Origin of the sequence: Stieleria maiorica (assembly GCF_008035925.1) — a bacterium.
Classification (GTDB): Bacteria; Planctomycetota; Planctomycetia; order Pirellulales; family Pirellulaceae; genus Stieleria; species Stieleria maiorica.
In genome coordinates this window covers 8,428,051-8,446,255 of record NZ_CP036264.1, presented here as the reverse complement: position 1 = coordinate 8,446,255, position 18,205 = coordinate 8,428,051, and the positions used below count along the sequence as shown (strand labels likewise).

Annotated in this window: 12 protein-coding genes; 3 read left to right on the top strand and 9 right to left on the bottom strand. The window is 60.3% G+C overall.

Features of this window, described 5'->3' with window-relative positions:
• Window positions 1–118: 118 nt before the first annotated feature.
• The 3 genes from Mal15_RS28620 to Mal15_RS28605 form a co-directional block, all read right to left on the bottom strand.
• Window positions 119–1,927: an arylsulfatase gene (locus tag Mal15_RS28620; protein WP_147870880.1), complete on the bottom strand. Its 1,809-nt coding sequence runs from the start codon at window positions 1,925–1,927 to the stop codon at window positions 119–121.
• A 562-nt stretch (window positions 1,928–2,489) separates the two neighbouring features.
• Window positions 2,490–4,103 carry an ABC transporter permease gene (locus tag Mal15_RS28610; protein ID WP_233903088.1) on the bottom strand — a complete coding sequence of 538 codons (1,614 nt, stop codon included), beginning with the start codon at window positions 4,101–4,103 and terminating at the stop codon, window positions 2,490–2,492.
• Between the two features lie 143 nt (window positions 4,104–4,246).
• Window positions 4,247–5,557, bottom strand: a complete 1,311-nt coding sequence (locus tag Mal15_RS28605) for a hypothetical protein (RefSeq protein ID WP_147870878.1) — start codon at window positions 5,555–5,557, stop codon at window positions 4,247–4,249.
• A gap of 154 nt (window positions 5,558–5,711) precedes the next feature.
• On the opposite strand from Mal15_RS28605, the gene Mal15_RS28600 reads away from it, so the two are divergent.
• On the top strand, window positions 5,712–6,812 hold the full coding sequence (locus Mal15_RS28600) for a leucine-rich repeat domain-containing protein (RefSeq protein ID WP_147870877.1): 1,101 nt from the start codon (window positions 5,712–5,714) through the stop codon (window positions 6,810–6,812).
• A gap of 286 nt (window positions 6,813–7,098) precedes the next feature.
• Here the strand turns inward: Mal15_RS28600 and Mal15_RS28595 are convergent, their stop codons facing one another.
• The 6 genes from Mal15_RS28595 to Mal15_RS28570 form a co-directional block, all read right to left on the bottom strand.
• On the bottom strand, window positions 7,099–8,715 hold the full coding sequence (locus tag Mal15_RS28595; RefSeq protein WP_147870876.1) for a hypothetical protein: 1,617 nt from the start codon (window positions 8,713–8,715) through the stop codon (window positions 7,099–7,101).
• A gap of 7 nt (window positions 8,716–8,722) precedes the next feature.
• Entirely contained in the window at window positions 8,723–9,523 is an 801-nt protein-coding gene (locus Mal15_RS28590) for a glycosyltransferase family 2 protein (RefSeq protein ID WP_233903087.1), read from the bottom strand.
• A gap of 366 nt (window positions 9,524–9,889) precedes the next feature.
• Window positions 9,890–10,717, bottom strand: coding sequence for a Nif3-like dinuclear metal center hexameric protein (locus Mal15_RS28585; RefSeq protein WP_147870875.1), 828 nt, complete (start codon window positions 10,715–10,717; stop codon window positions 9,890–9,892).
• A gap of 170 nt (window positions 10,718–10,887) precedes the next feature.
• Window positions 10,888–11,418, bottom strand: a complete 531-nt coding sequence (infC, locus tag Mal15_RS28580; RefSeq protein ID WP_147870874.1) for a translation initiation factor IF-3 — start codon at window positions 11,416–11,418, stop codon at window positions 10,888–10,890.
• 280 nt (window positions 11,419–11,698) lie between these two features.
• Window positions 11,699–11,962 carry an RNA-binding S4 domain-containing protein gene (locus Mal15_RS28575; RefSeq protein ID WP_233903086.1) on the bottom strand — a complete coding sequence of 88 codons (264 nt, stop codon included), beginning with the start codon at window positions 11,960–11,962 and terminating at the stop codon, window positions 11,699–11,701.
• 237 nt (window positions 11,963–12,199) lie between these two features.
• A complete protein-coding gene (locus Mal15_RS28570) occupies window positions 12,200–15,463 on the bottom strand; it encodes a hypothetical protein (protein WP_147870873.1) in 3,264 nt (1,087 codons plus the stop codon).
• A gap of 400 nt (window positions 15,464–15,863) precedes the next feature.
• Here Mal15_RS28570 and Mal15_RS28565 point away from each other — a divergent pair, with 400 nt between their 5' ends.
• Together Mal15_RS28565 and dusB are read left to right on the top strand one after the other, a co-directional pair.
• Window positions 15,864–16,913: a transporter gene (locus Mal15_RS28565; RefSeq protein ID WP_147870872.1), complete on the top strand. Its 1,050-nt coding sequence runs from the start codon at window positions 15,864–15,866 to the stop codon at window positions 16,911–16,913.
• A 36-nt stretch (window positions 16,914–16,949) separates the two neighbouring features.
• A complete protein-coding gene (gene dusB, locus Mal15_RS28560; protein WP_147870871.1) occupies window positions 16,950–18,020 on the top strand; it encodes a tRNA dihydrouridine synthase DusB in 1,071 nt (356 codons plus the stop codon).
• The last annotated feature ends 185 nt before the right edge of the window (window positions 18,021–18,205 follow it).

The following is an 18,205-nucleotide window of genomic DNA, read 5'->3' as shown; positions in this document are numbered from 1 at the left end:
GGATATCGATTGTATTGCTGATGGGTTCAGCTTTCCTGGGGTGGCGGTCACTTCGCTGCGCTCGCTCCCTGACCCCAGGCTATGGATGTGGATGCCCTTTGGGCAAGTGCTGCGGAATTCATTCCGCAGCATCGTGAATCAGCTTTCGGAACATCAACAACCGCATCTCGGCGACTTGGGAACCGGGCACCTCGGTCGCTTTTAAACGCAGCGTTTTTCTGCCGGGACTCAATTCGATCGTGCCCAGCGTCATCGGCTGCCACCAGCGCACGTAGCCTTCCTGCCGCTCCACCCGGTCCTGCTCGGCACCGACCAGCGGACTTTCCACCGCCGTGGTGATCTTCGTCGTCAAAATGGCGTCACCGAGCGACAACTGGATCGTTGCCCCCACATCATCCTGCGGGCACACGTAATACAGTTGCACTTCGTAGCGTCCGCTGCCGAGCACATCGACGTCCCAGCGGATTTCGCTTTCGGTATCCTTCCAATTCAAAAGGTACGTGCAGTTGGGGAACCGATTGCTTCGTTTGATCGCACCGGTAAAGGTGGCGTCACGGGCGGGCAATTGCGTCCACTCGGCCTCCGGATGCCCCAGCGGGAACGGACGAGGCTGTTCGCCCAGGGTGCCGGAATAACTTTGCTTCCAGTCGTTGATTGCCTGCCCCAACCGCTGGGCGACTTCGGGTCGCTCATTCGCAAGGTCGGACTTCTCGCGGCGATCGGACTGAATGTCATACAACTGGCCGTTGTCGTGCATCCGGTATTGTTGTGTGCGGGCCGAGACGCCTTTGCGCCAGCGGCTGAAGATCACGCGGTCCTGCTGGCCGGCATCCGGTCCGCCACCGGCCAACTCGCCGGCGATGGAGAGACCGTCGAGCGGTTTTCCGGACCGCTGCTTCGATTTCCAGTCAATCCCCGCGAAATCGGCCAGCGTGGGCAGCAGATCGATCGCCCCGCTGATCGATCCGACGACCGTGCCGGGTTTGATCTTGTCCGGGTAGCGAATCAGGCACGGTGACCGTAGACCACCTTCATACGTCGACCCCTTGCGGCCGCGAAGCCCGCCGTTGAATCGCGCGCCGTTGGGGCCGTTGTCGCTGAAGTAGACCACAACAGTGTTCTGGTCCTTGCCGGTCGCTTTGAGGTGGGCCAGCAAGCGACCGACGTTGTCATCGATGTTCTCGCACATCGCCATCGCCGCGCGTGTGTGTGGCACGTCTTGTCGTTTGCTGTTTTCCGGTTCCGGATCGGGGACCATCGGCTTTTCGGCGAATCGGTCCCAATACTCTTGCGGGACTTGCATCGGCGAGTGCGGTGTGTTGAGCGCCAGATAGACAAAGAACGGCTGGTCACCCGATCGGCTGACGAAGTCCATCGCGTGATCGGTCAAATCGTCGACGATGAACCCTTTGCCTTTGACGATCCGGCCGTTGTGCTCCAGCATCGGGTCGAAGTAGTTGCCCCAGTGCCCGCTGCAAAAGCCGTAGTAGTCGTCGAAGCCGCGGGCGTTGGGATGGTACGGCCACTGCATCCCACTGTGCCATTTCCCGTAGGCCGCCGTCGCGTAACCGGCATCGCGAAACACTTCGGCAATCGTCTGTTCGCCGGCGTCAAAACGCTCTCCGCCGGCCGACGTGCTGTAGACCCCCATCCGCGTGTGGTACCGGCCGGTCAGAAACTCCGCCCGGGTCGGCGAGCACACGGCGCACACATAAAAGTTCTCCACGTGAGCCCCGTCGCGGGCCATCGAATCGATGTTCGGGGTCGACAAGTTCGGGTTGCCGTGCAGGCTCAAGTCGCCCCAGCCCTGGTCGTCGGCCAAGACGACGATCACGTTCGGCCGATCGGCAGCCCATCCGGTGCCGCCGGCAAGCAGCGAGAGAGCGAATCCGAGGAGGAGTGGTGATGGAAAGCGTCGAAGAAGCATCTCGAGCAGGTCTCGGTGGGGAGTGGGGAGTGGGGAGTGGGGAGTGGGGAGTGGGGAGTGGGGAGTGGGGAGTGGGGAGTTTAACCTGAGTGATCGGCCGCGTGGGATGGAGATTCACTTTGCCTCGTTGACCTCGTTCCAAGGCTCCGCCTTGGAACGCGCTGCAGGTGTGGCTCCAGCCACACGCCGCCGGGTAACGCGAGGCGGAGCCTCTTGAAAGCCCCGTTCCCAGGCGGAGCCCGGGAACGAGAACGGAAATACCTCGTTCCGAGGCTCCGCCTTGGAACGCGCTGCAGCTGTGGCTCCAGCCACACACCGCCGGGTAACGCGAGGCGGAGCCTCTTGAAAGCCCCGTTCCCAGGCGGAGCCCGGGAACGAGAACGGAGATTCACTTTGCCTCGTTGACCTCGTTCCGAGGCTCCGCCTTGGAACGCGCTGCAGCTGTGGCTCCAGCCACACACCGCCGGGCAACGCGAGGCGGAGCCTCTTGAAAGCCCCGTTCCCAGGTGGAGCCCGGAAACGAGGTGGGGCATTGCCCGGAAGGGCCGTCGTACAGCGAGATCTAAAACTCCATCAACGCGACGGCGAAGTGCACGGTCAAGACGAACAGCGTCGTCCACAGCACGGTCGACGTGATTGATCGGCTGACGTCACTGGCCGATCGCTTGGGTGCCAGTCCCTGGTAATACGCGATCGTCGCCGTCCCCAAGCCACAAACGACATTCTTCAGCAACACCCACTTCCATCCGTGGTGCAGCCAAGGCGACTCGCCCGCAAGGTTGCGGCCGAAGTGCTGGTCCCAGAAATGCGGACCGACGTCGGGAAACGAGGCCGAGAACGCGACCATGCTGATGAACCGCGCCGCGTAGAACGCCAGCGATTCCAACAGCGGTGTACCAACCACAAACGCAATCACGATCGGCAACAACAGGTACGCCCGCGGCGCAACCCCCAGCGTTCGCATCGCATCGACTTGACCGCCGTATTGCTTGACACCGACGTCCGCCGAAACCGCCGCGCCGCAGCGGGCCGCGACCAGGATCGTCGCCAAGATCGGCACCAACACCCGGTAGAGTGCAAATCCGATCGATGCCAACAACTCGTCGATCAACAGCGGCTGGGTGTACAAGCGAAAGGGCAAGAACCGAAACGTGAAGTACGTCGAAGTGAATCCGACGATCAGCCCGGCGATGATCAAATAAACCCATGCCGATGGCCCGGCAACCAACCGCAAGTAGTGCAGCGTGAATCGAAACGCCCAACGGACGCGGGGGACGATCGGCAACAAGTCCAGCGGCAACCAGAACGCCGCCGAAACCGCTCCCCCGGTCGTCTCGAACAACGGATTGAGCATCCGTCCGATCATCGACGCGGGTTTCGCCTGACCGGCCCCCGCCTCGTCTTCCAAACTGGAAACCGGGACCATCCGATCGGCGATTTCTCCCCACTGCTCGCGTGGGATTTCCACCAGGTCTCGTTTCTGAGGGTCCAGCAACAAGACCTTGTCCGCGATCGGCAGCAAGGTCTCGTAATCGTGCGTCACGACGATGCTGGTCCGGTGATACGTCGACTGTGTTTCCCGAATCAGCTCGGCGACCAATCGACCGCTGGCCGAATCCAGCCCGCTGGTCGGTTCGTCATACAGCACGACATCGGGCGACGCGGCCAACGTCCGCGCGATCGCAAGACGTTGTTTTTGGCCGCCGCTCAGATCGGCGACGGATGTTTTCAGCGGAACCCCCAAATGCTCCAACCACTCGGTCGCGCTCCACGAAACCGGTTGGCTTTTGGGATCCGTGGCAAGCCGCTTGGGGCGGTGGTCGATCGCAAATTGGACGTTCGCGGTTGCCGACAATTCGTCGAACAACGCGAATTGCTGGAACACGATCCCGACCCGAGGACGGTCTGATCCGGTTTCGTTGCGTCCGATCGCCCCGGACCAGCGGATCGATTCGCCGTGACGCGGCAGCAGCCCGGCCAAGATTCGCAGCAAGACGCTTTTGCCCGCGCCGCTGCCGCCGACGACCACCGTGATCTTGGCCTCGGGGAATCGTGCATCGACCTGATCCAGCAAACAGCGATCGCCGGCAACGACACACAGGTCTTTCAGGCACAGCGGGCTGACCGGCATGTCCTCCAGCGGAGGCGTCGTCGATGGGGTGGATTCAGAAGGCATGTGATCAGGGATGCCCCACGTGCTCCGTCAGATTCTGACTTTGGAGTAGCGGAACTCGCCAAGAGTTTCGCTTTCTCGTCAATTCGCCGAAAGTCTTGGCGACTTCCGCTACGGATTCAATCTCAATTCGTGAACGAAACCGATCAATCACGCTCGGCCGCCAGATAGACGATCGGATAGGGCATCGGCTTTCGGGCTACCTCGACCGTACCGTTGCTGGCACCGGTGTGCCAGGCGACGATCCAGCGACGGTCCTTCCGCAGGATCTGGCTGCGGAGCACGCGGGCGAAATCGGGATTGATGCCGTCTTGCTCGGAGCCAAAGATTTCGTCGCCGATTTTGCGGATCACCGGTTCCAGCCGCTCGCCGGCGATGTCAAAGGCCGCTTGGGCTTCCGGGCTGCTCCACACCCCGCGCCACACCTCGCGCAAGCGTTCATTTTCCACAAACGTTTCTTTCAAGATCGTTTGAATCAATTGTCGGCTCTCAGGATCCGACGCGATCTCTTCGGCCACGCCGGCCAGTTCCCTGCGGATCGCCGGGCTGGCCGAGATATCTCGGACGCTGCGTTGGATCGCGACGACGACTTCGTCCATGTGCTTTTCCAGCACCGGAACGGCTTCTTCTTCGACAAACCGCTGCCATTCTTCGCGCACCAGGTCCTTTCGCGGCAGCGGCGTTTTGTCGTAGATCGCCCGCCATCCGAAACGGAACAGTGACGCACGATCCCACATCTCGCGTCCGATTTCTTCGGCCGGCGGCTGACCGTGCTTTTTGACGATCGGCAAAATCTCCCGCCGCGCCAGCGGGATCAATCGTTCTTGGACCAATTGATCCTTCCAACGTTCCGCCGCGTCGTCCAGCTCGTCACGATGCCGGGCGACTGCCAGACGAAACTCGTCCTCGATCACCGGCAGCGACTGCTTCAAACTGTCTTCGACCAACGGGATGAACGCCCGGGATAAATCCTCGCCGTGGCGCGCCATCGCGGCAGACAGCTCTTGGCGAATCGCTTTCTGTTTCGCCGGCGGAAACAGCGTTTCGACCACTTCGCTCAGCCGCCCCGTGCTGTGGTATTGAAACAGCTGGCATTGATCGGCGGGGGCGTCTCGGTCGTACCACGTGATCGCGATCCGACGCCCGCCCGATGAAGCGGTGTCGGTCGGGACACCACGATCCGGCGGCAGAACCGATTCGACCCGTCCGGCCTGATGATACTGTCCCGTCTCAGTCGCCAAAAACACAGGGTCTCCCGGCCGCAAACGCCCGGCCGGGTCGTCCGCATGGATCGTCGTCTGCTGCCGCATTACATAGCGGGAGATCGAGGCGATCGTCCGTCGCGTCGTGTCGTCATGATCGGCCGTTCGCATCCAGTGAGCCGCTGCGGCGCCCGCGGAGATCAGTGCGATCGCCCACACCGTCACGCCCAGGAGCCGTTTTCTTGTCCGTTTCAAATCGATCGTGTTCCGTGGTGAAAAAAAGGCGTGGGAGCCCTGAGTCTATCGTTTTTCGCCCGCACTCACCTAAGCTTGGCAAACCAATTAGAATGGCGGCAACCTTCCTTTCCCACCCTCCGATTCCAGCTTATACGTGCGTCTAATGTCTGCCATGCAACAATTCGTCGCCCCGTCGCGTCTCCTTGTTCCCGTCCTGCTCGCTGCATTTCTAGCCGTCTCGGCACGCCCCGCCGTCTCCGACGACAAACCCGAGGCCGAAAAAACAGAAAACGTAGGCGCGCCGAAGCAAGATGCGGAAGCCGAAAAGCCTGCTGAAGCGAAGCCCGAAGAAAAGAAGCCCGAAGAAAAGAAGCCCGAAGAAAAGAAGCCTGAAGAAAAGAAGCCTGAAGAAAAGAAGCCTGAAGAAAAGAAGCCTGAGGAAAAGAAGCCTGAGGCGAAGAAACCTGCGGAGAAGAAAGCCGAACCGAAGAAAGAGGCTCCCAAGCCGGTCGTGTCGGCGTTCAAGGACAAGGCGCTCGAACAGGCGGTGCGGGCCGAAGTGTTCGCCAAGCGTTTCAATGACGAACCGATCACGAAGGAGGACGTGGCGAACATCTCACGCGTCGTCGGGGTCGGCAAACAAATCAAAGACCTATCGGGGTTGGAGCACTGCCATGCCCTGATGTTGATCGACTTGGCCGACAACCAGATTTCTGACCTGGCCCCGATCGCCAACCTGAAACGGTTGCAATCGGTCACCCTGGCTGGCAACCGAATCAAGACGCTCGAACCGATCAAGGAATTGACGGGGATGCAGTACCTGGATGTCTCCCGCAATGAGATCGATGACCTGAGCCCGCTGGGCAAGATGTCCAATTTGCGGACGCTTTATCTGGCCGAGAACCGAGTCGCATCGCTCGAGCCGATCGCGCCGCTGTCGAAGATCTGGTCGCTCGATGCGTCGGGAAACGAGCTGAAGACGGTGCAGCCGATCGCCGGACTGAAGTGGATCACGTCGCTGGACCTGCGCAACAACTACGTCGAAGACGTGACGCCGATCGCGCAGTTGCCGGGCTTGAACATCCTGCAACTGAACAACAACCCGATCAAAGACCTGTCGCCGTTGGTCAAGGCCTGTCAGGCGGATCAGGCCGGTGAGAATCGTTTCGCCCCCTACCTGCGGTTGTTCCTGGGCGGCAACGAGATCCCCGAAAAGGAAAAGACCGCCGCCATCGAAGCCCTCAAAGCCTGCGGCGTGAAGGTCAAGGAGTAAGGTCGCACAATGCGTGACCTTTGGCCGATCCCGAGTGGCATGCTCGGGATGTGAAACTTATTGCCCCCTTGCGAGCAAGACAATGTTGCCAGTCCAAGCTTGGTAGGCTCGTCTCTTTGCAAGACGGTCTTGATGATTCTGGCTCCCCTCTCCCCAAAACAGATCGCGCGAAAATAGTGATCAATCAGTGACGTTGACCGCGATCTGTTTTGGGGAGAGGGGAGCCATTTTAAAGAGGGAACGCATCGTAATGAATCAGCGATACATTTCAGGTCCCCAACATGCCCTACGCGTTTAGCATCTCCGCGTACGCATCGGTCAAATACTCCAGCGGATAGATGCAGAACGAGTGTTCGCGGCTGTTCCAGATCGTTGCCTCGCGGCGGCGATCTTGCAGTCCGACCTTTTCGGCGGTCAGGTGATTGCGCAGTGGTTGCAACTGCGACGCCAGTTGTTGATTCAGTGCCGTGATCTGCTGGTGCCAACCGCGACGCCGGCCCTGCGGTGGGATCGACTGCAGGAGCTGGTGTTTGGCCGCGACTTTGTCCGGATCCAGGCCGCCTTGCTCGGCATAACGCTCGGGTTGAAAGTCCAATTCGCGGAGTTGGCGATTGTGGCGGCGGATCGCATCGTCGATCTCCGCGACGGGATATTGTTGATGCCCGGGCAGCAAGACGGTCGCACTGATTACCATGATCCGGGAGGGATCCGTGCCCCAAAAGGCTCGGCAGATCAGATCGCCCAGTTGGTCGTACTTTCCGCCGCCGATCCCGTGCAGAAAGAGATCGCTGAGCACCATCCGCGCGTACATGGTCGTGATCAAAGCCCGGCTACGGATTTTGAACTCGGGGCTGGCCAGCGCCAGGAAAGCATCCGCGGCGGCGGGTTGCCCGGCCGCATGAATCTTACGGTGTCGCTTGTCGCGATCACTGATCTCCATCACCGCCCCGCCCTGCGACAAACGCACCCAAACGCTGCACCGCTTGGGCGATTGATTGCCGTACACCCAGAACGGCGCCTCGTACCAATCGCCGTCACGGCCCAGATTGGGAACCGGGTGGGCCTTGCTGCGAATCCCATGCGCCGCGCGATAGAATTCCGCCGCGGCGTTGTAACAGTCGTGAAACCTGGGCAAGTCGCGCAGGATCTGCATCGCGAACGCCGCGAACGCTTCGCCGCGACAAACGACGCTTTGAGGAATCTCCAGCGTCTGCAGCCCCAGATCGGCTTCCAGACTGTGCCTGCCCTGGGCGAGGGCGCATCCGGCGAATCCACAACGGTTGATCGCATCGCGGGCGTGCTGCCACAGCGAGTGGATCAAGGGGGCGTCAACGATTCCCGAAACCGACTCGGCCACGTTTCGATCAAACGCGTCGAACAGCTCGCGGTCTTCGATCAACGATTGTTCATACGGCACCCCACCGCCGCGACGGTCGAACGCGACGATGTCGTGTCGCAGCGCCCCGGTCTGGCGGTCCAGGTGTGGAACGCGCACGCTGCTGGAACCAGCGACGTCACTGTCGACGACCAGATTGACGGCCAGGGCGCCGGTCGTTTTGCCGACGTGATCGAGCGCAAAATTCTTGAACCAAACCCCCGGATGAAACAGCGTCGGCTGGTGACCGGCCATCACGATCTTCTGCGCAGACGTGCCCGCAAAATCCACGTCGCGATACGCCGACGTGTAGCGTCTGGCGTCTCGCACCAATTGATCGCGTGCCGGCCGGCGGAGCGACGAAACCTCTGCGGGATAGGCATCGCCACGCGACACATTCTCCGACATGACCTCGGCGGCAACATCGATCGCGGGCCGGACCAAGCGTTCGCAATGAACGCGCGGCGCCTGGTACGATTCAAAATTCGAGTCGAACTCCGTTTCAATCGATGGGTCTGGGGTGCTCATTCGGCGCCTAACGGGCCTCGTGGACGCAAACCAAATCCCCGCTCGACGCGTGGGTCACGTGACGGCCGGCGGCGCACAACCTGGCGATTTCATCATCGATCACCTGATTGTACAGGGCGAGCCGTGTTTCCGCGTGATCAAGTGCCCCGCCGAACGATCGTTGCAGATCCAGATAGATCAGCGGCACTGCCATTTCGACGATTCGCAGTCCCGCCTCGGCCGCCTGGACCCACAACTGCAGCGGCATCGCGTAACCGGTGTCGGTGATCGAAAAATGACGCAGCGCTTCGCTACGATAGGCTTTGAATCCACAAAACGCGTCGGTCAGTTTCAGCCCCAGCCGGCGGTTCAAATCCGCGGTGATGCGGCGGTTGATAAACATCCGCTCTTCCGGCGGCGCATCATCGCCCTCGAAATACTGCAGGTAACGGCTGCCGGAGACGATGTCGGCCTCGTCGGCCATGTCGATGAACGCGGGAATCCGCTTCGGTTGATGCTGGCCGTCGCAGTCGAGCGTCACGACGCCGTCAAATCCGTGCCGCAGCGTGTAATCGAATGCGGTTTGCAAGGCCGCCCCATAACCCCGATTCTGCTCGTGGCGAACCACTGTCACGTCGGCACGCTCGGCGAGAAGTTTGTCGGTCCCGTCGGTCGAGCCGTCATCGACAACCAACACGTTGGACGAGTATTGAACGACTTGGTCCAAAATCTCGCTCACGTAGTCGACTTCGTTGTAAACCGGCAGGGCGGCAAGCCATTTCTCTCGTCTCGTCATTTCGACTCCATCGTCACGGTCGGTTAACTTCATCAGGTCGGCGTCAGCGGCGGCGGGACGGACGCCCCGGATTTCCTAAGGAGAGTACTCGCCCGAACAGCCTGGCCTTACAGTGTGGGCATGGAATTCGGCGGCCCTGCGGCGGCACCAACCCCTCCATTGTCGCATGAATCCACGGCCTGGAAAACCACGCCGCAAATGGCATGCCATAGGCATCCTGTCGCGGAACCCGCGGCGGCCGGTCGTAGACGCCGATCCTGTACGATGGCCCTTCCGGGCCGTCGTTGCAAACGACTCGACGCGACGACCTGGAAAGGACGTCGTACATTCGATGCTCAGCAGCCGGGATGGGCCGCCGTGCGATTGGGACCGGCGCGAATGACGCCGCGTCCGGGAGCGTCAAATCATCTGGACCGGGTCGCTCTCGGCCCGGCTGGGCCAGACCGTCAGCGTGGGCAACGCCTCGCCGATCCGCACCGCCAGACGCTCCATCGCAAACCGTTCACTGTGGAAATGCCCCAGCAAGCCCAAGGCCATCCCACGCGATTCGGCTTCCAGGCAATCGTGAAAACTGGCCTCGCCGGTGACCAAAAGCTGGCAACCGCAGCGCGCCGCTTGGGCAACGAACGAGCCGCCGCTGCCGCAGGCAAAGCCGACCTTGGTGACCGGTTGATCCAGCGGTCCGACCCCGCGCGGCGGCGAAGTGGATTGGACCAGCGCCGCACAGCGGCGGATCACCTCACGCGCCGGAGCCTCGCTCTCCAGCAGACCATAGCGGCCACTGCCCAGGTTGTTCTCGGCTGAAGGGTCACTGGCTGAAGGGTCACTGGCTGAAGGGTCACTGATCGGGCGGACCGCTTGCAGCCCCAGCAATTCGGCCCAACTTTGGTTGATCCCCTCGGCGGCAGAATCGAACGCGGTGTGGGCGCTGTAGACGGCGATTTTGGCGCCGATCAATCGCCACAGGATTTCGCCGGTGATCGAATCACAATTGATGCGTGGCAGCGGGCGAAAGGGGATCGGGTGATGCGTGACGATCAGGTCGGCCTGCTGATCGACCGCTTCAGCCGCCACATCGGGCGTGAGGGTCAAGCAGGTCAGCACCCGTCTGATTTCGCGGGCCCGGTCCCCGACCAGCAAACCGACGTTGTCCCAGGATTCCGCCAGTTTCAGCGGAGCCCATTGGGCGAGGAGTTGGCAAACGGCATCGACGGTGACGGCGGACATAAAGCCCCAGCGAGGCGGAATAAATCAGCGCAGCGGAATAAAATCAGCATAGCGAATGGAAAGCAGTCGTGGACGACGCGAGGAGTCCTTGCAATTCGCAATCCGTATGGACTCGTCGCCTCGTCCACTACTCGAAAACCAAGCCGATCCCAGCGTCAGCCGCGGCGTTTCTAGCGCGGGGCGATCATGCAGATCATGCGGCGGCCGTGTTGCTGGGGGGCGGTTTCGACCTTGCCGACTTCGTCCAGCAATTCGATGACCTGCTCCATCACCTTGCGGCCTTCTTCGATGTGGGCCATCTCGCGACCGCGGAACAGCACACTGACCTGCACCTTGTCCTTGTGCTTCAAGAACTTTTCGGCGCGACGAATCTTGGTGCGGATATCTTCGTCGCCGGTTTTCGGCCGCAATCGAATTTCTTTCGTCTTGGTATGACTTTGGTTGCGGTTCGTTTTTTTGTTCTTGTCGTACTTGTATTTGCCGTAATCCATGATTCGGCAAACAGGGGGTCGCTCATTGGGAGCGACTTCAACCAGATCGAGTCCGACATCACGTGCCCGCTCGAGGGCGTCTTCGGTCGCGATCACTCCGAGTTGTTCGCCGGTTTCGCTGACGACTCGGATCGGACTGATGCGGATACTGGAATTGATGCGAACGGTGTCGCGATTATCTGGTTGAGGATTTCGTCGTGCCAACGCCACTAAAAGTTTCTGCTCCTGCCGGTGGGCATTCCGGACATCAAATGAAAATGGCCTCGAGACCGGAGCGGCATTGAATCAATCCATCTCCTGTCTTGGGGGTGCAACCACGATCCTTTGAAACGTTCAAAGAAACGGGTTCGTCAACTGTAGCTCACCGAGGTGATCTAAACCGAGAAGGGCGGAAATTTTGCCGCCGCCGGATTTCTCGATGCTTTCGCAGTATCCGGCGGGGGATCGGGGAGCGTCAACAGTGAAACTGCCGGTTTCACCGACTTTTCAGCTAACAATCGAAAAAGGTTTCGTCCAGCGTGACGCGTTGGCCCATGGTTTCCACCACGTCGCCCAAAAACAGCTGTTTTCGCCGCCGCGTCTCGACTTGGCCGTTGACGGTCACCTGGCCGTCCTGAATCCAGATCTTCGCCTGGCCGCCGGTCCCCACCAGTCCGGCCCGTTTGAGCGCATCGTCCAGCCGCATCATGGGCCGGTCGGCGGCGTCGCTGGCGGCCGGTTGCGGGGAGTCGTGGTCTGAGTTTTGGTCGGTCATCGGATCGAGAACATCGTCGGGAGAGAGACATGGTCGGTCGCACTGCCGACGTTGTGTAACGCCTATCGTATCTTGGCCGCCTGCGGAAATCGGGTAAGAAAATTTCGGAGGTAAGAAAATGATGGAATGCAGCATCCATTCGATTCAGGTAATTTTCCTACCCCGCAAATCTTCCTACCTGTCCACCCCGCCACAATGCGCGGTCCAGCTAGACACCAACGATTTTCGGGCGAATCGCTAGGCCGCTTTTTGGTCGTCCTCGCCGCCCAGGCCGCCGATCGAGCCCCGCTCGCGACGCAGCGATCGGATCGTGGCGGTATGGGCATGGATCTCGTTTTGCAGCTCGCGGATCGTGGTCTGGGCCTGCTCGTTGGCTTTCAGACTGTCCTCGTGTTCGGCACTGACGCGTTTCAGATGGGCAATCAGATCGGCACTTTTGGCGGCCAACATCTTGTTGGCCGCCCGCAATTCATCCAGCTCCTCCAATTGTGATTGCAGGCGTTTGACGGTTGCCGTTTGCTGCTGCAACTCCTCGGACGCCTGACGCAAGTCCGCGATCGCCGTGTCGTGCTGTTTGGATTTCGTCGCCAGGCGTCGATTCAGATCGTCGACCGAAACGGTTTGCACTTCCAGGTCTTTGCCGAGCTTGGCGAACTGAGTTTCCAGCGTCGCGTTGGCGGCCACCAATTCGTCGCACCGTGCGCTCGCCTTTTCCAGACGGTCGCGGGTGATCGCCAACTGTTTGTTGGTGGCTTCCAATTCGGCCACGTCGTGACGCAGCCGCAACAATTCGTCGCGTTGTTCGGCAAACGCCCGCGTCTGCAGATCGCTCTGCTCTTTCAGTGCGATCACGTCGCGATCCCGCATGTGCAATTGCTTTTCCAAATCGACCACGGACCCCATCCGCCGATTCAGGTCCGCGATCACCGCCTCACGCTCGGTCAGCTGCGCCGACAAGGTCTCCGACTGTCGGCCCGACTTGGCCAGCTGTTCGTCTTTCGCCTGCAATTCAGCCCGCAGCGAGTCGAGTTGCCCCAACTGACCTCGCAGCGCGTCGATTTCTGATTGATGGGCCTCGACGGTCTCAACCAGCGCGTTGCATTGGGCATCGGTTTGATGAAGTTCGGACTGCAATTGGTCATAGCGCTGCTGCAAACTCGCCAGCTCGCGTTCACCGTTTCGCAGCGTCTCGATCTCTCGATCCTGGTCGTTCAAGCATTCCCGCAGCCCGGCTTCGGCCCGTTCCAGTTTGGCCACCTTTTTCGCCAACGTTTGTTTCTCTTCGGTCAACAAATCGATGGCTTCGCAGCGTTCGGTCAGCTCGCGGATCTCGTCGTCTCGGCCGCCCAACTGGTCCGTCAATTCATCGATCGTTGCTTGACTTTCCTGGGCCTGTTGCGACAGCGACTCGATCTCGGCCTGGAGCCCCTCAAGCTGTTCACAGCGTTCGGTCAGTTCAACGATTTCGGCATCGCGATCACGCAGGTTGGTCGCCATGTGATCGAGTTTTTCGAGATTCGATTGCAGTTTTCCGGCAAGCGATTGATTGTCGTTCTCGAGTGCCTCCATCAACTCCAACTGATGCGAGTGGTGGGCGACGGCTGCTTCACTGTCTTGCAATTGTGTCGTCAATTGTTCGATCGAAGCCAACGAGGCTTCCAGTCGCTGCGACAGCGAACCCTTTTCGCCTTCCAGGGTGCCGATCAGCTCCAACCGCTCGGATTGCAAGGCGACGGTTTGCTCGGCTTCTTGCAGCTGTGCGGTCAACGATTCGATCGATTCTTGCGATTCGGCGAGCCGCCCGGCGAGCGATTGCGTTTCACTTTCCAGCTGCTCCATGTGATGCAGTTGCTCGGATTGCCGGGCGACCGTTCGCTCGCTCTCCTGCAGTTTTCCGGTCAGTCGGTCGATCGTCGCGGAGGCCTGATTCAGGTTCTCCAGCAGCGACTGTTGCTCGCTTTCCAGCGAATCGATCAGCTGCAATCGATCTTGCAGCTGGGTAACGATGTGGTTGCTTTCGTTCAGTTTGGCCGAAAGTCGATCGATGGTTTCCCGGCCCGTGGCGCACTGTCCGGTCAGCGATTTGACCTCGTTTTCCAGCGGCAGGATGGCTTCGCAGCGTTTGGACAGATCGGCGATGGTCGTCGTCTTTTCGCTCAGCTTGCGTTCCAGTTCGCTGCGGATGGCGCGTTCGTCATCGAGCTCGCTGGCGGAAAACTCCAATTCCGCATCTTGTTCTTCGATCCGTTCTTGCAACTCGGCCAGCTGTCGGAGCTGCTCGGCTTGAACGTTGTTCTTGTCGTGCAGCGCCTCATTGATCTGTTTCAGCTGATGCAATTGTTCGATCAGCTCTCGGACTTCTGCTTGGGCATCGGCACCTTCCTGTCTGGCGACCGTCAATTCGTCGATTTCGCTGCGGAGGGATTCCACGACGCCGTCACGCTGTTGCAACTCGGTCGTCATTGCGTCGAGTCGGATTTCCAGATCGGTCAGGGTTTCGTTTTTGGCGGCGAGTTCGGCACGCACCGTTTCCAAGTCTTCTTCGGCGGCGGTGATCTGGCTTTGTTTTTGCTCGATCAGATCGGCCAATCGTTCGTTCTGGTCGGCGGTCCGTTCGGCCTGGTCCAGGGCACTGGCGAGTTGTTGTTGCATCGTCTCGATGCTGGTGACGACCGACGCGTATTTCTGCGACGCCTCGTCGCGCTGTTGCCGGAACTCGTCGCGTTGCCGCTCGAGTGCTTCGATCGTCTGCTCCCTCTGTTCGGCGAGTTGCTGGGCGGACGTTTCGGAGGCTTCGATCTTGGCTTGGACCTCGTCCAATTTGTCTTGAGTCGCCTGGCGGTACATCTCGCTTTCGGCCAGTTCATTCTTCAGCCGCGCGATCAACGCCTCACGCTCGGCGACGTCCGATTCGCTGGTCTCGCCTAGCCGTTCGACTTGCTCTTTGAGGTGCTGAATTTCGCCGGCCTGCGTCTCGTTGGTCTGGGTCAGCGACTCGATGATTGCGGTTTGACGCCCCAGTTCGTCGCCCGCTTCCAGCGCGGCGGTTTCGTTGGCCGTGATCCGCAATTCCGCGGCATGTTTGTCGGCCAGCGTCTCTTCCAATTCACTCTTCAGCGAATCGTAGTCGTCTTGCAACGCTTGAAGTCGTTCTTGGGCACGTTGCAAGTCTTCGTGCAGGTCTTCGTTCCTGATCGTCGCGGTTTCATGCGTTTCGTCGATCGATGCTTGCAGCGTGGTGTTTTCCTGGCGCAGCGTCGCGGCTTCCTCACGGGCACGCTCCAAATCGGCGTCCTTCTGCTCCAGGGATTGCTCCAGCGAGCGGACCGCGTCTTCCCGATCGGATGAATCACCTCCTGCGGCGGCAAGCTGTTCCTCCAGCTCACTGATCTTCGCGTCCAGACCGCTGGTGTCGCGGTACCAGAACAGATGCCCGAGCAACAGGCCGGCGGCAATGAAGATGAATATCGAAACAACCGGTAAACCGAAGATTACGCCCATCAGTCGAATCCGTCCTGCGTCAATGACCAACCGCTGCGACCGGGCTGTCTCGCTGGCGAGAAACTCGGAAAGATACGGTGTTTTGCGAAATTGGGCTCGCCATCCCTTGGAAGCCCGGCACCGGAGTTTGGCACCACCCTGGCGGCTATAGCAAACGGCCGGAGAACACGTCGAGCCGAGTTTGCCAAGAATCGGTGCTACGGGTCTTGCGGGCCGTGATGGCCAAAACGGTGGCCGGTGAACCTTGCACCGTTCTAAGTCGATGAAGACGAAGCTCCACCCGTTACGTAGTTGGCATCAACAGGCCGCCGAAAGTCTTGGCGACTTCCGCTACGGCTTGAGCGAAAACTCTAGATCTGGATCAAAACAAACGTTAATGCCCCTGCAAGGACGCTCTCCCATGACGGTGAAAACCTTCCAATCCCTCGCAGCCCTGGCGTCTCTGCTGCTGTTGCAGTGTGCTGCCGTCGCCCACCATCCCGGGCGAAAATCCTTGGCCGACAAACATGGCCCGGCGGGGATCGCCGGCGACCACGTTCACGAAAAGGGGGAATGGATGGTCGAGTACAAGTACATGAACATGTACATGGAGGACAATCGGATCGGTGATCGGACGGTCAGCGATTCCGAAGCGATCGCCTTCGGTGCGACCAGTTCGCCGGTCACCAACCGGATGGCGGCACCGACCCAGATGACCATGGAAATGCACATGGCCCACATCATGTACGGTGCCACCGACAATGTGACGCTGTACACGATGCTGATGTTGCCGAGTTTGACGATGGACCACATCCGCGGTCCGATGAACCCGGCCGGACCGGGAACCGAGTTCACCACGCACAACAGCGGTTTCGGTGACACCACGATCGGCGCACTGCTGCGACTGTACAGCACCGAGCGCTGCGACTGGATGCTGAACCTGGGCGGTTCGGTGCCGACCGGCGACATCTTTCGCACCTCGACGACACCGACCGGAGGGATGATGTCCCAGGCGTTGCCCTACCCAATGCGACTGGGCAGCGGGACCTTCAACGCCCGCCCCGGCATGACCGTGCGCTACTTCGCCGACTGCTGGAGCTGGGGCGGACAGGTCCAATCCGATCTGCCGATGGGCAAGAACTATCGCGATTACCGTCTGGGGGCCGAAGTCCGGCTGAACACCTGGACCCAGTATCTGGTCTGTGACCACTTCGCGCTGTCGTTGCGTGGCGAACACGTCTGGCGCGAGGACATCCAGGGTGCGGACCCGGCGACCCCTGACATGGGAATCAGCACGAACGTCGAAAGTTTCCGCGGTGGGTACTGGTACAACCTGGGCGTCGGCGGCCAGCTGAACTGGCAAGGCCACTATTTGAACTTCGAAATCGTACCGACGCTGGCCCAGGACCTGGATGGAATCCAGCTGGAGACGGATTATTCGATCATTGCCAGTTGGTCGCGGGCGTTTTAGAGTGACGGGGAACGATCCCCCGTAAACACGCTTGCCATGCCACGCCCCTTCCCCCCACCAGCCTTTCGGATCGGCGATTTGGTCGTCGATCCGCCGATTCTGCAAGCCCCGATGGCGGGGTTCACCAACGCCGCGTTCCGACAGATGGTCCGCGAATACGGCGGCACAGGGCTGATTGCGACCGAGATGGTCAACGCTCGAGGCTTCGTCTGGATGGATGAAAACGAAGCCGAGCACCCCGAGCGTTTGTGGGGCGTGGCAGAGGAACCGCGGCCGTTGGCGGTGCAGATCTGGGACAATGATCCAGAAACCATGGCCAAGGTCGGTCACCGGTTGGTCGAAGAATACCGGGTCAGCGTGGTCGACATTAATTTCGGTTGTCCGGTCCGGCAGGTCACCGAAAAGGCACACAGCGGCAGCTATCTGCTGCGGACCCCGCAGCGGATGTTCGAGATCATTTCGCGGCTGGTCAAGGCCTGTGCCCCGACGCCCGTGACCGCAAAAATCCGACTCGGCTGCAGCCCCGAATCGGTCAATTGCAACGAGGTCGCTCGGGTGGTCGAAGAGGCCGGCGCGGCGGCGCTGACCGTTCACGGCCGCACCGCCAAAGACATGTTTCGCGGTCACGCCGATTGGGACCGCATCAGCGAAATCAAAGCCCACTTGACACAGATTCCGCTGATCGGAAACGGCGACCTGGACTCGGCGGAAAAGGTCGTCGATGCGTTTCGCAACTACGACGTCGACGGCGTCATGATCGCCCGCGCCTGCCTCGGTCGCCCCTGGCTGTTCGCCCAATCCGCCGCCGCACTCCGCGGCCAGCCGATCCCGCCCGAACCCAGCCTGCCCGAGCAACGTCAATGCATGCTGCACCATTACGACCTGGTCAAGGAACGTTTCGGTGAAGAAAAAGGCACGATCTTGATGCGGAAATACGCCTGCTGTTACGCCCAAGGAAAGTACGGGGCCAGACATTTCCGCACCCACGTGGCCGGCGTGTCCAGCGCCGAGGAGTTCTATCGCGTGGTCGAAGAGTATTTTCCGATGAAAACCAAAGAAGAAATCCGCGCCGAGCGTGAAGCCGAGCAGGCGGGTTCAATGACGTAGCCACTTGACGGTGTGTCGCAAGCGTCGCCGTGTTCTCCGAACTCGCTGTACGCGGAAAAGCAGAGCTTTGCCCCCGCGCCGACCTCGGAGAGGACGGCGACGGTTTGACCCGATCGAATACAATTTGATCGCCGGGTCGGGAATCCGCCGGCAATCCAAGATGCTCCCTGTGCAATGTTGCATTT

Bases quoted from the DNA above. Each gene is read 5' to 3' on its own strand.
- Mal15_RS28600 (WP_147870877.1), top strand. From the start codon at position 5,712: ATGCAACAATTCGTCGCCCCGTCGCGTCTCCTTGTTCCCGTCCTGCTC.
- dusB (WP_147870871.1), top strand. From the start codon at position 16,950: ATGCCACGCCCCTTCCCCCCACCAGCCTTTCGGATCGGCGATTTGGTC.
- Mal15_RS28595 (WP_147870876.1), bottom strand. From the start codon at position 8,715: ATGAGCACCCCAGACCCATCGATTGAAACGGAGTTCGACTCGAATTTT.
- Mal15_RS28585 (WP_147870875.1), bottom strand. From the start codon at position 10,717: ATGTCCGCCGTCACCGTCGATGCCGTTTGCCAACTCCTCGCCCAATGG.
- Mal15_RS28620 (WP_147870880.1), bottom strand. From the start codon at position 1,927: ATGCTTCTTCGACGCTTTCCATCACCACTCCTCCTCGGATTCGCTCTC.
- Mal15_RS28610 (WP_233903088.1), bottom strand. From the start codon at position 4,103: ATGCCTTCTGAATCCACCCCATCGACGACGCCTCCGCTGGAGGACATG.
- Mal15_RS28570 (WP_147870873.1), bottom strand. From the start codon at position 15,463: ATGGGCGTAATCTTCGGTTTACCGGTTGTTTCGATATTCATCTTCATT.
- Mal15_RS28575 (WP_233903086.1), bottom strand. From the start codon at position 11,962: ATGACCGACCAAAACTCAGACCACGACTCCCCGCAACCGGCCGCCAGC.
- Mal15_RS28565 (WP_147870872.1), top strand. From the start codon at position 15,864: ATGACGGTGAAAACCTTCCAATCCCTCGCAGCCCTGGCGTCTCTGCTG.
- Mal15_RS28590 (WP_233903087.1), bottom strand. From the start codon at position 9,523: ATGAAGTTAACCGACCGTGACGATGGAGTCGAAATGACGAGACGAGAG.